Source organism: Arundinibacter roseus (assembly GCF_004348825.1).
GTDB classification, from domain to species: domain Bacteria; phylum Bacteroidota; class Bacteroidia; order Cytophagales; family Spirosomataceae; genus Arundinibacter; species Arundinibacter roseus.
The window spans coordinates 1-13081 of record NZ_SMJU01000002.1 but is presented as its reverse complement, the minus strand read 5'-3'; the positions used below and the strand labels follow the sequence as shown (position 1 = coordinate 13081).

12 protein-coding genes are annotated in these 13081 nt (G+C 44.7%); 11 read left to right on the top strand and 1 reads right to left on the bottom strand.

The genetic code is table 11. The features are described 5' to 3' along the window. Positions 1-73 precede the first annotated feature (73 nt). The 6 genes from EZE20_RS02635 to EZE20_RS02610 all read left to right on the top strand — a co-directional run bounded on the left by EZE20_RS02635 (position 74) and on the right by EZE20_RS02610 (position 3506). A complete protein-coding gene (locus EZE20_RS02635; RefSeq protein ID WP_132114223.1) occupies positions 74-439 on the top strand; it encodes a hypothetical protein in 366 nt (121 codons plus the stop codon). Between the two features lie 13 nt (positions 440-452). After that, positions 453-1148, top strand: coding sequence for a hypothetical protein (locus tag EZE20_RS02630; RefSeq protein ID WP_132114221.1), 696 nt, complete (start codon positions 453-455; stop codon positions 1146-1148). Next, positions 1129-2004, top strand: coding sequence for a sensor histidine kinase (locus EZE20_RS02625; protein WP_228713505.1), 876 nt, complete (start codon positions 1129-1131; stop codon positions 2002-2004). Before EZE20_RS02630 ends, EZE20_RS02625 begins: the two co-directional genes overlap by 20 nt. A 72-nt stretch (positions 2005-2076) precedes the next feature. After that, positions 2077-2733: a response regulator transcription factor gene (locus EZE20_RS02620; protein ID WP_132114219.1), complete on the top strand. Its 657-nt coding sequence runs from the start codon at positions 2077-2079 to the stop codon at positions 2731-2733. A gap of 136 nt (positions 2734-2869) precedes the next feature. Next, positions 2870-3217 (top strand): type II toxin-antitoxin system RelE/ParE family toxin, encoded by a 348-nt coding sequence (locus EZE20_RS02615; RefSeq protein ID WP_132114217.1) that lies wholly within the window; start codon positions 2870-2872, stop codon positions 3215-3217. Next, positions 3201-3506, top strand: coding sequence for a helix-turn-helix domain-containing protein (locus EZE20_RS02610; RefSeq protein WP_132114215.1), 306 nt, complete (start codon positions 3201-3203; stop codon positions 3504-3506). The genes EZE20_RS02615 and EZE20_RS02610 overlap by 17 nt, the downstream gene beginning before the upstream one ends. Before the next feature lie 117 nt (positions 3507-3623). Here EZE20_RS02610 and EZE20_RS02605 read toward each other — a convergent pair whose 3' ends face one another. Beyond that, a complete protein-coding gene (locus EZE20_RS02605; protein ID WP_132114213.1) occupies positions 3624-4538 on the bottom strand; it encodes a PE-PGRS family protein in 915 nt (304 codons plus the stop codon). A gap of 92 nt (positions 4539-4630) precedes the next feature. Here EZE20_RS02605 and aspS point away from each other — a divergent pair, with 92 nt between their 5' ends. The 5 genes from aspS (at position 4631) to EZE20_RS02580 (ending at position 12937) form a co-directional block, all read left to right on the top strand. Continuing rightward, a complete protein-coding gene (gene aspS, locus EZE20_RS02600) occupies positions 4631-6409 on the top strand; it encodes an aspartate--tRNA ligase (protein ID WP_132114211.1) in 1779 nt (592 codons plus the stop codon). 31 nt (positions 6410-6440) lie between these two features. Continuing rightward, complete coding sequence (locus tag EZE20_RS02595) at positions 6441-9017, top strand: SLBB domain-containing protein (protein WP_132114209.1); 2577 nt, start codon at positions 6441-6443, stop codon at positions 9015-9017. Between the two features lie 14 nt (positions 9018-9031). Continuing rightward, positions 9032-10045: a GumC domain-containing protein gene (locus EZE20_RS02590; RefSeq protein ID WP_165933395.1), complete on the top strand. Its 1014-nt coding sequence runs from the start codon at positions 9032-9034 to the stop codon at positions 10043-10045. A 139-nt stretch (positions 10046-10184) separates the two neighbouring features. Beyond that, positions 10185-11783 (top strand): autotransporter outer membrane beta-barrel domain-containing protein, encoded by a 1599-nt coding sequence (locus EZE20_RS02585; RefSeq protein WP_132114205.1) that lies wholly within the window; start codon positions 10185-10187, stop codon positions 11781-11783. Positions 11784-11908: 125 nt separating this feature from the next. Beyond that, a complete protein-coding gene (locus tag EZE20_RS02580) occupies positions 11909-12937 on the top strand; it encodes an oligosaccharide flippase family protein (protein ID WP_132114203.1) in 1029 nt (342 codons plus the stop codon). The last annotated feature ends 144 nt before the right edge of the window (positions 12938-13081 follow it).

The window sequence follows — 13081 nt, the reverse complement described above, 5'->3', positions numbered from 1 at the left end:
TGCTTGTAACTTCAATCGAAGATTAAACTCTTCCAGATAAAATTTTAAATAAACCCTAAATTGTACACACAACATGAATCTGAAAAAATTTACCGGCGAGGAAGGAAAATTAATCAGTGCTAAGGAGGCCACTACAATTATCAACCGCTTCCACGAAAAAAAGAAGAAAGAAGGTAGTAAACCCAAAACTTACACCGAAGCTCAGTTTTTTGGCAATAAGCAACTTGCCAAACTCATGCAAAAGGAAGGATGTGTAGGGCTGCGATTTTATTTTGGCGTTTCAGAAGATACAGAATTCAGCGATCATATAGTCGTAGTTGCTGTGAATGAAGATGGCAAGGATCTTACAAGCACACGAATAGGGCTCAAAGACATGCCCGAAGACCGGGGCGACGCACTGACCGGGGGCCCCGTTTGTCCGCACAGCTGTAACCCTTAATTACTGAAAGCCAATGGCTTACTTAACCTTTATTGAGCGTTATTTTTTGGCGAGTGTTGCCGTATTTTTTATTGCAGTCCCTCTGGCATTATCCCTATATCGGTATTCATCCCTCGACAAAGCCTTTAAACTATTACTCATATTCCTGTGTCTGGATCTGGTGATTGGCCTGGGGATGTTTCACCTTGCCGCTTACCGAACCAATAACATTCCGCTGGTAAACCTGTTTGTACCCGTACGGTACCTGCTTTTTGCCGGAATGTTTTTCTATAATTTTAAATCAATCCGGTTAAAAAAAGTTATTCAGTATACGATGATCGGCTTCGTGCCATTTACGCTGCTGGATACCTACACAAGCAATGCAAACCTCGCCGATTTGCACAATCATATGGTAGGTAAGTATGCGCAGGTTGTAGAAAGTATACTGGTTATCCTGTGGGTGTTGCTTTATTTTTATGAAATCATAAAGACTCTGAATGTTACAAACATTATTAGCTACCCGTTTTTTTGGGTTTGTGCCGGGTTATTGATTTTTTATTCGGGCAATATCTTCTATTTTCCATTTTGGTACTACATGAACAGATGGGAAAATGACTTACAGTTGGGTTTTATTGAGGAAATCCCCTATGCCGTAGAAATCATCTCCCTGTTTTTGTTTTCAATCGGTATTTGGCTTACAAAATCGCACTATGACAACATTGAATCCTGAACAAATACGCTGGGCGGTTTTCATAGCTACATTAGCCATGCTGATGATGGCAATCTTTGTGATTGCCTTTGTCATTTACTATCAGAAGCGGCAACTCGAACAGGAGAAAAAATTACGGGATGTAGAAAAAACCTATCAGCGGATGCTCCTTGAAACGGCCCTCAATTCTGAGGAAGCCGAACGCAGACGAATCGCTCAGGATCTTCATGATGATATTGGTACAATGCTCTCTCTCACAAAGTTAAGCCTCAATCAGCTGCACAAAATTGTTCACAAAGAAGAAACCCGTACCGAATTCACTCTTAATAAAGCGCAGTCGCTTGTCGAAGAAACGATCATTCACGTGCGCCGCATCACGCGCGACCTGGTCCCTACTACCCTCGAACAGTTTGGCCTCGTGGCAGCAATCGACGAATTTATTCATCGCCTGGGCGATAATCTCGCGCTGACCGTTCATTTCCATTGCGATGCCGACAACATTCCCCGGCAATCGCCCAAGGTAGAGCTGGCGCTTTACCGCATCATGCAGGAGCTGGTCAACAACGCCATCAAGCACTCCAACTGCAACGAAATCGAAATTGACCTGCACCTCGACCGGGGAAAACTGGAACTGCAAGTGACCGACAATGGCAAAGGATTTGATGCTCAGGAAATAAAAATGAGCGATCAGGCCGGCCTTGGCCTGCGCAACATCGAAAGTCGACTGAGTGTCATTAATGGAAATGTCAACTATCAGACTCCCGGCATTCGGGGATCCCGGGCCCGCGTGCAGATTCCGGTCGGTCCTGAGCGCAATACCAAACCCGAGCCACTGCATCCGTTCAGAAAAACTCCCGCAGGCGTCACCGGAACCTAACAGCGTCATTGTCCTATCTGCCAATAAGTACGTATATTGCCGCCAATTCCTGGACTCTTGCCCCGTTCTGACATGAAAACCCTGAAACTTGCCATTGCCGACGATCATGAACTCTTTCGAAAAGGTTTTATTTCGATGCTTAGTGTCATTCCCGATTTTGAGTTTGTGCTGGAAGCCGCCAATGGGCAGGAATTGATCGAAAAAATTGCCCTTAATTCGCCCGACATTATTTTAATGGACTTGCAGATGCCCGTCATGGACGGCATGCAGGCTACCGAAATTATCCTCGAAAAATACCCGCAGATCAAGGTTATCGTCGTGTCTATGTACGACGAAGACCGCTTTGTGATTCACATGCTGGAAAAAGGAGTGCAGGGCTATCTGCTCAAAGATACCTCGCCCGACGAAGTGGAAAAAGCAATCCGAAGGGTAGCCGAAGAAGGGTTTTATTACAGTGATTTTGTGTCAAGAGCGATGCATCGAAAAATGGTCAACCGCTCCCCAAACAAACAGCCGTTTTTCCCAAACGCCGCCAATGTCGGGCTATCCAATCGCGAGCAGGAAGTGCTTCAACTTTTGTGCGACGGCTTGTCTACCTCCGAAATCAGCGACAAACTTTTTATCAGCAGCCGCACCGTAGAAGGGCACCGCCTGCGTATTCTCGAAAAAACCGGCACCAAAAACACCGCCGCCGCCGTAGCATTTGCCTACAAAAATCATCTGATTTGATGGTTTCCTGCCATTGTTGGTGGTTTGTCAGCTACACCAAAAACGTACTTGTAATGTCGTTGGTGAGAACACCAACGACGGCACAAAAATCCAAATTTCATGTTTCACTTTAAGGCAACTTTTCTATCTTTGCTTCGTGGACAAAAATCAGAAACATAGAACGATAGTATTTTACAAAAACTACTTTCAAGAATTTTTCGAAAGACAAAACAAAAAGGTTAAGGCAAAAATTGTTTGGACTTTTGACTTGATTGAAGACTTGCAAAGAGTTCCAGAATCCTATCTTAAACACCTTGAAAATACGGATGGGCTTTATGAAATCCGAATTAAAGCAGGAAGCGACATTTTTAGAATTTTCTGTTTTTTTGACCAGGGAAAATTGGTGGTTCTAGCAAACAGTTTTCAGAAGAAAACACAAAAAACACCAAAGAAAGAAATTGAAATGGCCCTTAAAATAAAGGCAGAATATGAAAGCGAAAAATAAGAACTTAATGACATTGGAAGAGTTCAAAGAAAAGAACTACGGCAAACCTGGAACAAAGGAACGTGACGAACTTGAAGCAGGTTATGAAGCATTCAAAATTGGTGCATTGATTCACGACACTCGCATAGAAATGGGAATGACACAAGAAGAACTTGCTGAAAAAGTTGGGACAACTAAATCCTATATTTCTAAAATTGAGAACAATTTAAAAGAAGCTCGTATTTCGACACTTCAAAAAATCATAGAGCTAGGTTTTGGTGGACGACTTGAACTTAAAATAAAAATCTAACAAACGACTTTGCAACAGAAGTAAACTACTTCTTACAAAAAGGGCTTCCGTAGTCAGCCTGACGGCTGTAGGGAAAACAGCAACGTCGGCACAATAGCATTCAAAAAAAATCAACCGCTACTGCCGCTTATAATAATTCAGCGTTACACTCGGTGCGTTACGCCGCTCACTAATAGTAAAATAGCCATTCATTTCTTTATCAAAGCATACAGCCTCTCCCTGCGGTTCGAGCTCATAGGGAAGCATCTTATCCGGATTTTTGGTCAGTACCTCGCCTATTGACTGACCCTCAGGCCGTTTCCAATAGTAAATCGCAGAATACGTCCGAACAATAATTTCTTTTCCGTCCGCCGAAATATCTCCACCCGTAGCTAAAAGTACCGTAGGAATTCGTCCTATCAACTCCGCACGCATCACTCCTTCAATTGCCTGCGGATAGGGCAAACGGTATAAGTTTGTCTGAGTAAGTTCTTTGGAAACTATAAACAGGTCTTTTGTCAACGGATCGAATAGCAACGTTTCCGCATCACGCGGACTGTCGGGATATTGGTACGTTATCCGGTCAATGGACGCAGCATTGAACTGCCCGTCGAGCGAAGTCAATTCGGGCATGCGGTAAATGAACTGCGACGTGACGCCCGGATTAGAATCGTTGTTTCCAATATCACCCACGTACAAATAGCTTACACCCTCCGTTGGGCCCGCTCCCACGGCAATATCTTCCCAATCCCGGTTGGTTATTCCTGTGGGGATATAGCTGCGAATGTCTGTGCCGTCATGTTTAATCAAATACAATTTAGTTACACTTCCTGCATCCTGATGTGTCCACAAATACCCGTTGATGGTTCGGCTATCGGTAAGTCCGGAGGCTTCGTCTATTTGTCCGGGAGTGATCGGAAATCGCTGAGGAACAGTGGCAAAAGAATCAGATCGCCCGCCTCCGGCTCCGGGTTTTAAGGGGTTTTTCTCTCCGCAGCAATAAAAGATAAAGGCAAGAATTGCGATTAGGGAAAATTTCCTACATGATTTCATAGAATGTTCGGAACGATAGATTTGTCAAAAATACGTACTTTTGGCCCGTAACTTACAAACTACAACCTACAATATTGAATTAATTCCATTTTATGTTACGAACTCATACCTGTGGCGAGCTGCGCTTAGATCATGTAAATCAAGAAGTTACCCTTTGTGGATGGGTACAAAAAGTACGTGATAAAGGAGGTATGCTTTGGATTGATCTAAGAGACCGCTACGGCCTGACGCAACTACTTTTTGACGATAGCTCCTCCACTCGTGAACTCCTCGAAACCGCCCGCACGCTGAGCCGGGAGTTTGTCATTTCGGCCAAAGGAGAAGTAATTGAGCGTTTTTCCAAAAATGATAAAATAGATACCGGAGCCATTGAAGTACGGGTAACCGAACTCGTCATCCTGAATCCTGCCAAACTGCCTCCTTTTCTGATTGAAGATGAAACGGATGGCGGCGACGATCTCCGCATGAAATATCGCTACCTCGATCTGCGGCGGTCGCCGGTACGCAAAAATCTTGAACTGCGCCATCAGGTAGCCCGGCATACCCGCAATTACCTCGACGACCTCCGGTTTATAGAAGTAGAAACTCCCGTTCTGATCAAATCTACGCCCGAAGGTGCCCGCGATTTTGTAGTTCCCAGCCGCATGAACCCCGGTGAGTTTTATGCGCTGCCCCAATCGCCCCAAACCTTCAAGCAACTCCTGATGGTGTCCGGCTTTGATCGCTACTACCAAATCGTGAAGTGCTTCCGGGATGAAGACCTCCGCGCCGACCGCCAACCGGAATTTACCCAAATTGACTGTGAAATGTCTTTCGTAACGCAGGAAGACATCCTTAATACCTTTGAAGGGCTGATTCGGCACCTGTTTCTGAAAGTCAAAAACCTGGAACTGCCCGAAGTACCCCGCATCACCTACGCAGAAGCCATGAAACGCTTTGGGTCAGACAAACCCGATATTCGGTTTGGTATGGAATTCGTCGAACTTAAAGGCGAAGACCGGGACCTCACTTCCGGGAAAGATTTTGTCGTCTTTGATTCTGCCGAGCTTGTCGCGGGTATTTGTGCGCCCGGCTGTGCGGTCTATACCCGCAAGCAGCTCGATGAACTGACCGAGTGGATCAAGCGGCCGCAAATCGGTGCCAAAGGGTTAATATATGTTCGCTACAACGAAGACGGCAGCCTGAAATCTTCGGTAGATAAATTCTACGACGAAGCCACGCTCAGACAGTGGGCCGATGCCTTCGGCGCCAAACCCGGAGACCTGATGCTGATTTTGCCCGGCGAAACCGACAAAGCCCGTAAGCAACTCAACGAGCTGCGCCTCGAAATGGGCACACGCCTCGGATACAGAAAACCCGATAACTACCGGGTCCTATGGGTACTCGATTTTCCACTTTTAGAATACGGAGAAGACGAAACCGATCCTTCTACCGGCCGGTGGTACGCCATGCACCATCCATTTACCAGCCCCAAACCGGAAGACATCGCCCTGCTTGATACGGCGCCCGGCAAGGTGCGCGCCAATGCCTACGACCTCGTGATCAACGGCGTGGAGGTTGGCGGCGGTTCCGTTCGGATTTTCCAGAAAGAGCTGCAGCAAAAGATGTTTGCCCTGCTCGGGTTCAGCCCCGAAGAAGCACAGGCGCAGTTTGGCTTTTTGCTGAATGCCTTTGAATTTGGTGCGCCTCCGCATGCGGGCATTGCCTTTGGATTTGACCGCCTGTGTTCGCTGTTTGGTGGAGTCGATTCCATCCGGGATTTTATCGCGTTTCCTAAAAATAATTCCGGCCGGGATGTCATGATCGACTCCCCCTCGCCCATTGCCCCGCAGCAAATGAAAGAACTGAGTATTCAGGTCGCACTCTCCTAAATTGAACCGACCGTTTACGAACTTGAAAAGTATGTTTTATACCATCCGTCTGAATTTTTTAGTTATTGATAAGGCCGTTACATCTATCCCATCGCCGTGGAGATATATCCCAATTATGACTACTAATCGTTTTCTATTGCCTCGTTTCCTCTGCCTGCTTGCTCTTAGCCTGCTTTTACTCAACCTGCCAACCCACGCTCAGTCGCGGATTGGCAGTCCGGCACAGGTGTCCCCGGCGCAGCTGCTTTCCTACTATAAGCAAGCCAAAGCAAGTGGCATGACTGACATGCAAATCGAGCAGGCCGCGATGGCTCAGGGCTACACGCTGAGTGATATTGCCAAACTGCGTACGGCCCTGATGGAAGCTCAGAAAAACCCAAACGCTACCTCCGGCATGAAGCGTGATACCACTTCCAATACCCGCGAGCAGGTCGGAACGTCGCTCAACGACGACCCGCAGGCTTCGGAGCCTCCTGTGGAACTTTCAGACATTGAAAAAAGAATTTTCGGGGCCAATTTTTTCAGAAATACTTCCCTGACCTTTGAGCCAAACCTACGCATGGCTACGCCCAAAAACTACGTCCTGGGCCCCGACGATCAGCTCATTGTGGATATTTATGGCAATGCAGTAGAAAATTTCCAGCTGAATGTCAGCCCCGAAGGAACGGTCAAGATGCTGAACCTTGCGCCCGTGTACGTCAACGGCCTCACAATTGAGCAGGCATCCGAGCGGATCGTGACCCGCCTGCGGCAGGCTTTTTCTTCCCTCAATCGTCCCGGCAGCGGCACCTATGCAACCATATCTTTGGGCGACGTCCGTAGCATTCGGGTAGTTGTTACGGGCGAGGTCAAGCGGCCCGGTTCGTACACCGTTTCTTCGCTTGCCACGGCTTTTAACGCCCTGTACCTCTCAGGTGGCCCCTCCGAAAACGGCTCTTTCCGTAAGATTGAAGTCATTCGGGGCAATAACGTAGTCGCCAAAATTGATCTCTACTCGTTTATCGTCAATGCCGAGCTGAAAGACAATATCACCCTGCAGGATCAGGACATCATCATGGTTCATCCGTATCAGGCACGGGTAGAACTCATCGGCGAGGTCAAGCACGAAGGTCTCTTTGAAGCCCGGCCCGGCGATACCTTTCAGGATCTCATGCGCTACGCCGGCGGCTTTGGCAGCAATGCCTATACAGCCTCCGTTCGCTACCGCCGAAATACCGGAAAAGAATTACGCATCGGGATGATTGGCAGCGACGCCGCCGAATCCTTTCAACTCAAAGACGGCGACCTCTATCAGGTAGATCCGCTGTTGGATCGCTACGAAAACCTCGTTACCATCGAAGGCCCCGTGTTTCGCCCCGGTCTGTATGCCATCGAAGCCGGATCCTCCACCGTTAAAGAACTTATCCTGAAAGCCGAAGGCCTGCGGGAAGATGCCTTCCTGAACCGCGCCATCATTCAGCGTAAAAATGAATACCTAAGTCCGCAAACGGTTTCCTTCGACCTCGGACAACTGATGCGCGGCGAAATTGAGGATATTCCCCTCAAACGGGAAGATATTTTAGTCATTAAGTCGGTTCAGCAGTTGCAGGCAACTCAAAATATCAGCATTCAGGGTTCGGTAAATAAACCCGGAACCTACGCCTATTCGGAAGGCATGACCGTCTCCGACCTCATTTATCTGTCCGGAGGCTATGCCGAAGGCGGTACGCCCGACCGCATCGAGGTAGCCCGGCGCGTCAGGGACGACTCTACGGATCTTGCACCTTCCCAAACCACCCGTATTTTTTCTTTCGATATTGAGGAAAACCTGCAGCTGCAGCCCAAGGACCGTAGGTTTCGGCTACAACCCTTCGACCTCGTCTTTGTGCGGAAATCTCCGCGCTATGATACCCAAAAAACCATCGTGATTTCCGGTGAAGTGAACTACCCCGGACGTTACGCAATCCTAAACAATACGGAGCGTATTTCCGATATAATCGAACGGGCCGGTGGCCTTAAAGCCAATGCCTACCTCGCTGGCGCCCGTCTGACCCGACAACTTACCAAAGATGAACAGAAAAACACCCGCACGCTGGAAGAAATGACCCGCAAGCAACTTGAACTCCAGCAACAGCCGACCGAAAACGATAGGAAAGACGAAGATATAGAAGCAACACCTACCGAACCGCCCGTGACCCGTCAGCTAGTGGGCTTAGACATGGTTTCGCTCCTGCGTGATATTTCCTCTCCCGCCAATATTTTGTTGCAGGAAGGTGACTCGATCATCATTCCACGAAAGATTGAAACCGTTCGCATACTCGGGGAAGTACTCAACCCTTCCATCGTAAACTACGATCCAAAGTTTAGTTTTAACGACTACATTTCGCAAGCCGGCGGCTATACGGATAATGCCCGAAAGCACAAAGCATTTGTGGCCTATGCCAACGGCCGGCTCGACCGCACCAAACGCGCGCTATTTTTCATCAGCCGCCCCAAAATTACGCCCGGTACAACTATTAATGTCCCAATCAAAATTGATAAGTCGGGGCGCGAAACTACACCCGCCGAACGGGTGGCTATCTTATCACTCCTGGGAACCCTCGCTCTCACCATTATCCGGTTGTTTTAACCATTATGAACCTCATGAATGAAACTCCTTCTCCCCCTTCTTCGGAAGTCATCGAAGTTAGTTTGTCCGATATTTTTGGCTTTTTCAAACGAAATTGGCTGATCCTGTTCTTCGCCGGGTTGCTTTCCGGGGCAGCAGGCTACGGAATATCACATCTCATAGCTCCCCAATTTGAAGCGACCGCCAAAATACTGCCCGAATTCGGTTCCGGTACTGGTGCCGGGGGGCTAAGCGACCTGGCAAGCCTTGCCGGTTTTTCCCTGGGTAAAAGCAGTTCTGATGCCCTGCGTCCCGACCTCTACCCGAGTATTCTCAGCAGCAAAACATTCCTGATGCAGGTGCTATCTACTCCTTTCCCGCTGCAAAATGGCGAAAAGATCGTGTTGGCTAGCTACCTCGACGAAGAAGCGCAACCCCTGAGCCCGCAGCAACTCGCGCAGGGAGATACACTCATTACGCTTAGCAAAGAACAGGAACGCGTCATGAAGGATGTGGCCGCCCGCATCACCGCAAGCATGGATAAAATGTCCGGCGTCATCAGCATTCGGGCCGAAATGCCGGACCCAACGCTCGCTGCGGCCTGTGCCACCTACACGCTTAGTTACCTCAAAACCTTTGTGGGCGAGTACCGGGGAGGGAAAAAGGCCGAAAAAGTTGCCTTTCTGCGCACGCAGGTCAATGAAGCAAAGGGGAAATACCAACGTACCGAAGTGGCGTTGAATGCCTACCGCGACCGCAACCGCAGCGCCTTCACCAACATGGCACAGGTAGAAGAGCAACGCCTGCAAAACGATTACCTGCAGGCGCAAACCCTCTACGGTGAGTTGACCCGACAGCTGGAAGCCGCCCGCCTGCAGGCCCTGGAAGAAGCCCCCGTGCTAAAGGTACTCGAACCACCGATGATACCCAACTGGAAGAGTAAGCCCAAACGAAGCCTCTATGCCCTCGGTTTTGCCATTCTTGGCGGATTTTTGGTTTTAATTGTACTTTTGTTTGTTAAGGAAAAAATTCATCATAAATTCGGATGAAATACTCCTATTCAAAAAAGGCTTTCATAGGAAAATGGCTAAGTGACCGTTCGATAACAATCATTTTTTTAAAAGCAGTAGCCTCCCTATATTAGTTGAGTATTTTAACTATTTTTGCCGAACTCCAACTACTTTTTCTATGAAATCGAACTTTACATTCCTCCTGTTGCTGCTCGCTGTTTCCTTTGGTGCAGTAGCGCAAAATCAAATCACTACCCCCGCCGGGCAGCCTTTGGTCATCGGGAATCAAGGCGTAAGGCTTTCAAACCTCAACAGCAGCACGCCAACACAAGCCGCGAACGGCAAGGTGCTAACCGTTGATGCCAACGGACTCCTCTTTCTCGCTCCTGATGAAGGAGGCACCCCAAGTCAATGGACCAACAATGCCGCAAATATCTTTTTCAATACCGGTAACGTAGGGCTTGGCACAAACACGCCGCTCCAAAGACTGCATGTCAATGGGGATATTAATATTCCAAGTGCGAATGCTATTAGGATAAATAATTTACCATTTTTAAGAGCTCCTGGAACCGCAAATACTATCATAGGTAATTATGCGGGAAGTGTTTTGTCTAGCGGTGCATATAATGTATTCATAGGATCATATGCAGGAGAAAGTAATACTACCGCAAATTTCAATGTATTTTTAGGTACATATGCAGGACAAAAAACTACCTCAGGAACAAATAATTTTTTCGCCGGTGTAAATTCCGGAAAGTTAAATACGACAGGACAATCAAATACATTTATAGGTAGTGGAGCTGGTTCCTCAAATACAACTGGTTCATTAAACACGTTCATTGGACCCAATGCAGGAGCTTCGAATACAACAGCTAGCTTAAACTTTTTTTGTGGCGTGAGCTCAGGATATGACAATACAACCGGAGTAAGAAATCTATTTCTTGGGTATAATTCTGGCAGAAACAGTCAAACAGGTAATGATAACATATTATTAGGTGCAAATAGTGGACAAGGACTTATATCAGGAGGTGAAAATATTTTCATTGGATACAATTCAAAACCGTCTGGAATAAATGCTGCCACATTATCCAATTCAATTGCTATTGGAACCAATTCAACGGTAACAATAAGCAATGCTATGATATTAGGAACATCAGCAACAAATATTGGAATAGGAAATAATGCGCCAACTTCACGATTGCACGTGACCTTAGGTGGAACAACCTCAACAGGAGTAAGATTTGAAAATCTTCCAAATGTAAGCGGCACTGTATATCCATTATTTGTAGATTCGAATGGTAATATACTAAAATCTAATACTTCAAGTGCTCGGGAATCTGCATCTCCAATAGATAACAATTGGAGAATAGACGCAGATAATAATTTACAAAATCTAAATAGTGGAAGTGTCGTTATCGGTGATAAATTAGAGAGAATTCCAAAAGGTTATAAATTGGTCGTATCTGATGGCTTATTAACTGAAAAAGTAAAAGTAGCTGTAAAGAACACTTCGGAATGGTCAGATTATGTATTCAATACTAATTACAAATTGATGGATTTAAATGAAGTGAAAAATTATATAGAAGAAAATAAACATCTACCAGATGTCCCTAGTGCAAAAGAAATGGTAAAACAAGGAAACGACTTGCACAGAACAGATGCTCTCTTACTTAGAAAGATCGAAGAATTGACTTTATATTTACTTGAAATAAAAGACGAAAACAAAGAATTGAAGAATCGTATAATTGATCTAGAAAAGAGAGGTAACAACCCATAAAGACAAAATTAAAAAATTTAATATCATATTACATTCTGAATATCTCATTTAGAATGTAATATGATATTTTTTTTCAGAGGCCTAAATCTATAAATAACAATTAAAAAAATTAGAAATCAAATTTAATGCTTAAAAAAGGAGTATCGAATTTAGTTGGTCAGATAATAAGGATGGCAACAACTATAATAAGTATACCAATTTTAATCTCGCTACTTGGAACTGAATTATACGGGTTATGGACTTGGTCGACAACTATAATTAGTATATTTCAACTTTCAGAGGCGGGATTGAGTTCAGGACTCATATATTTTTTATCCAAAAATGAACATTCAACTGAGTTAAAAAATCAAACATTAACAAACAGCATAGTTCTTTTACTTGTCTCAATTTTATTTGTAATTCTGACAATTCTCTCTTTTTCATTTTTATTAATAAACCTATTACCATCATCAGCTCAAAGATATGAATTGGAGTTGTCAATAGTATTAGAATTAGGTTCTATACTAATTGCTCTAAGAATTATTCAAAACTTGTATTGGTCAATTTTACAATCAAAACAAAGGTATGAATTATTAAATGTTTTTCAGACAGTACAAATTGTAACAATAAATGCGTCATTTATTATTCTTGCATATTTCAAACTTACTTATCTGCCATATTTTATTATAGCAAGTATAATAATTACAATAATAACCATAATAATTTTATTAAAATTTTTGAATATTTTACAAAATTTCAATTGGAGTTTTGAAATATCAAATTTCAAGACGTTTGTCAAATACAATTTGAGAATTTGGGGTGGAAGTATTGGATCATCTATTTTTACACATGGTGATAAAATGCTTATCGCAAGCCTTTTAGGACCATCAGTTTTAACTGTATACACTGTATTTACTAACATATGTATACAATTAAATCAATTAACTGCACAAGTTGCTCATCCAATTTTTCCACTAATAAGTTCTTACCAAGAAGATAATAAGGCTAATCCAAACCAAATATTCAAATCATTTCTTAAGGTATTTGTATTGAATATTACTGTTTCCTTTGGAGGATCGCTATTCTTAATATGTTTTTCGGAAGAAATCTTAATATTCTTTTTGAAAGAAAATTTCAAGTATGAGTACATTAGACTTGTTGCAATGGAAAAATAGTCTTAAATTTGGCACATGAAAATATCGATAAATGATCTAAAAAATGAGCGTCAATGGCGTTCTGCAACCGGACTTAATAAGGAAAGATATATTAAGTTGTTAAAATTATTTGATTCTTCATATCAAAATACTTTTGGTTGTACA

What these genes read in the sequence shown, in the direction of transcription:
- EZE20_RS02635 (WP_132114223.1), top strand. Translation starts at nt 74, where the DNA reads ATGAATCTGAAAAAATTTACCGGCGAGGAAGGAAAATTAATCAGTGCT.
- EZE20_RS02630 (WP_132114221.1), top strand. Translation starts at nt 453, where the DNA reads ATGGCTTACTTAACCTTTATTGAGCGTTATTTTTTGGCGAGTGTTGCC.
- EZE20_RS02625 (WP_228713505.1), top strand. Translation starts at nt 1,129, where the DNA reads ATGACAACATTGAATCCTGAACAAATACGCTGGGCGGTTTTCATAGCT.
- EZE20_RS02620 (WP_132114219.1), top strand. Translation starts at nt 2,077, where the DNA reads ATGAAAACCCTGAAACTTGCCATTGCCGACGATCATGAACTCTTTCGA.
- EZE20_RS02610 (WP_132114215.1), top strand. Translation starts at nt 3,201, where the DNA reads ATGAAAGCGAAAAATAAGAACTTAATGACATTGGAAGAGTTCAAAGAA.
- EZE20_RS02605 (WP_132114213.1), bottom strand. Translation starts at nt 4,538, where the DNA reads ATGAAATCATGTAGGAAATTTTCCCTAATCGCAATTCTTGCCTTTATC.
- aspS (WP_132114211.1), top strand. Translation starts at nt 4,631, where the DNA reads ATGTTACGAACTCATACCTGTGGCGAGCTGCGCTTAGATCATGTAAAT.
- EZE20_RS02595 (WP_132114209.1), top strand. Translation starts at nt 6,441, where the DNA reads ATGTTTTATACCATCCGTCTGAATTTTTTAGTTATTGATAAGGCCGTT.
- EZE20_RS02590 (WP_165933395.1), top strand. Translation starts at nt 9,032, where the DNA reads ATGAATGAAACTCCTTCTCCCCCTTCTTCGGAAGTCATCGAAGTTAGT.
- EZE20_RS02585 (WP_132114205.1), top strand. Translation starts at nt 10,185, where the DNA reads ATGAAATCGAACTTTACATTCCTCCTGTTGCTGCTCGCTGTTTCCTTT.
- EZE20_RS02580 (WP_132114203.1), top strand. Translation starts at nt 11,909, where the DNA reads ATGCTTAAAAAAGGAGTATCGAATTTAGTTGGTCAGATAATAAGGATG.